This is a genomic window from Runella sp. R5_40 (assembly GCF_057652295.1).
Map to the genome: position 1 here is coordinate 1 of NZ_JBYFCH010000057.1, position 2,238 is coordinate 2,238.

At 45.4% G+C, this 2,238-nt stretch carries 3 protein-coding genes; all 3 read right to left on the reverse strand.

Annotated elements, in window-relative coordinates; all coding sequences use genetic code 11:
- Positions 1-1,565: hypothetical protein (locus tag AC23N5_RS31320; RefSeq protein ID WP_487758546.1), on the reverse strand; the 1,565-nt coding region annotated here is incomplete at its 3' end.
- 232 nt (positions 1,566-1,797) lie between these two features.
- Complete coding sequence (locus AC23N5_RS31325) at positions 1,798-2,001, reverse strand: hypothetical protein (RefSeq protein WP_487758547.1); 204 nt, start codon at positions 1,999-2,001, stop codon at positions 1,798-1,800.
- Positions 2,002-2,118: 117 nt separating this feature from the next.
- Positions 2,119-2,238 (reverse strand): T9SS type A sorting domain-containing protein (locus tag AC23N5_RS31330; RefSeq protein ID WP_487758548.1); only part of this gene is annotated, 120 nt, incomplete at its 5' end.

The following is a 2,238-nucleotide window of genomic DNA, read 5'->3' on the forward strand; positions in this document are numbered from 1 at the left end:
GTAAGTACGACGGGGTTGCTTCCGTAAGTCGTCGCACAGGTAGGGTTGCTGCCTTGAATACGTGCTTTGATGTTATAATTTCCCGCAGCTAGGTTACTGAAAGTGGCATCGGTACTCCAAGTATCCCCATTGTTTATACTGTATTCTATTGTGCCCGTTCCTGTGGCGTTGACAACAATCGTGCCTTTGGGGTTGGCGCAAGTAGGTTGGGTGACCGTAGGGGCTTGGATAGTTGCCACAGGATTCACCGTTACCATTACAGTATTCGATAGAGGAATGGAGCAATTGCTATTAGAAACACTCTTTAAGGTAAGAGTAACATTAGCAGTGGCATTGATGGCCGTAATTGTTTGGTTAGGACCAACCAAGGGCAGGGTTTGATTGCCCCCTACTCCCGTTAGCGTATAGGTCAGGGTAGCTCCTGCCGTACCACTGACGGTGAAAGTTGCATTGCTTCCCGCACACACAGAACCATTGCCGCTGGCAGAGGCTGCTGGTGCAGCCGAGATAGTATAGCGTCCGTATTCGCATCCATTTAGCGGACCATTGCTCGCTACAAGCATTATTTTATAATTGCTCCCACTTGCTTCTATGGGGATTACCACAGGAATACTACCCGACTTGGCAGCCGAAGACAAGCTGCCTATGGTCGTACTACTAGCAAAGTTATTATTACTGAGTAGAACGCTATAAACATTACCAGCATTGATTGGGTCAAGATCGTTGAATTTATATGCCAAACTAATGGGCTCTCCTTGACAATAAATCGAGCCATTGGCCTTCATCGTCGCTAAAGTACCGTTGCTAAGGCGGAATGGTAAAGATTGGTTGCTAGTCTCGCCAGGAGCACTGGAGACAATGCGCATTCGGTAGCCGTTCCCAGTAGGGACGTCGGGAAAATTGCCATTAATGGATCCACTTGTAGTGGCATTCACAGAAGCAATAGTGGTAGGAGAAGCAAAACTTCCCGAAGCATCACTCAATTGTAGGGTGAACGTGTTCCCAGCAGAAGCAGGACAATTGACCACATAAGGCACCGTAATCGGCTCTCCTACACAATAAGGCCCGAGAGGGTTGGGATAGGTAGCCGTAATCAACACCTCGCAGGTGAGATTGCCATTGGCATTTAACGAACCAGGAACTTCTGCTCCTGGGGCAGTCTTTTGCTCCCTAATGCGATACTGGTTACTGAAGGGTAAGCCCGCAGGAACAGTAGTGTTGATATTCAGCGCGACAACTGCTGACCCCTGCGAACCCACGGTAGTCACTATCGCAGCCAAATTCCTTACACCAGAGTCAAAGCCACCAGCAGGATTACTCAACTCAGCGCGGTAGGTAATGTCATCTGGTCCAGGTGTATTGCCAAATGTTCCATTCGTGATATCTACCGTAAATGGGACAGAAATAGAAGCACCTGCGCAGTATTGGGTGGGACTAATGGCCCCCGTTGTAATGACGGCTTGGGCAAATGCCTTTGCACTACTCAGCCAAATCAGGAGTGCCAATAAACCAAAAAATGGAGAATGGCCAAAGGTTCGTAAGGGAGTAAAAAAAGTTTTCATCATTCGAGTAAAAAGGATAGAAAAAATGGTGACGCCTTCGTCGTTAGTTATGTGTTAGGGTAAAAGTAAAGGTAATTCAAAAAATGTTGTTAGTCTATTCGTCCAATTACTTAGTCTATTGTTCCGTATTACTTCAAAAAGGAAAATGTAACGAACTATTTACCGAACAGGTGAGGTGATGGGCAAACCGAACTTTTTCAGGGCTTGGGCAAAGCGGTTGTGATAGAGCTCGTATTCACCCATAGTCATATAATAGACATTTGATACGCTCAATTTTTGCCTTGTGTTTTTCGATAGAAAAACTGGGCGATTCTTCGTTGTTAAGTTTATAAATGGTTGGGAATCGCTGGGCGTAGGTTTTGTGTAATAAATGCCTGTATTCCGACTGTCCGAAGCCCTTGAATGAAAGAAAAAGCAAAAAGTACACGAATTTTTTCATGGTTGCCCAAATCGTATTGCTGATTTACAAATATAAGAACTTGGCATGATTTATTCACAAAAAAGTCCTAAAGAGGTATACTCTCAGGACTTTTGGTATATAATTCATTCTCTTACTCTACTCCATCTTCACCACCTTCAGCGTCGCTTGTTTTTCCGAAGTCGAAACCTTCAAGAAATACATCCCCGTCGGTAAGGCACTCACCCCAAACTCCTCTTGGTGGGTGTTGGTTTCGGG

Excerpts from the sequence above, each read along its gene's own strand:
- AC23N5_RS31325 (WP_487758547.1), bottom strand. The coding sequence starts at position 2,001 with ATGAAAAAATTCGTGTACTTTTTGCTTTTTCTTTCATTCAAGGGCTTC.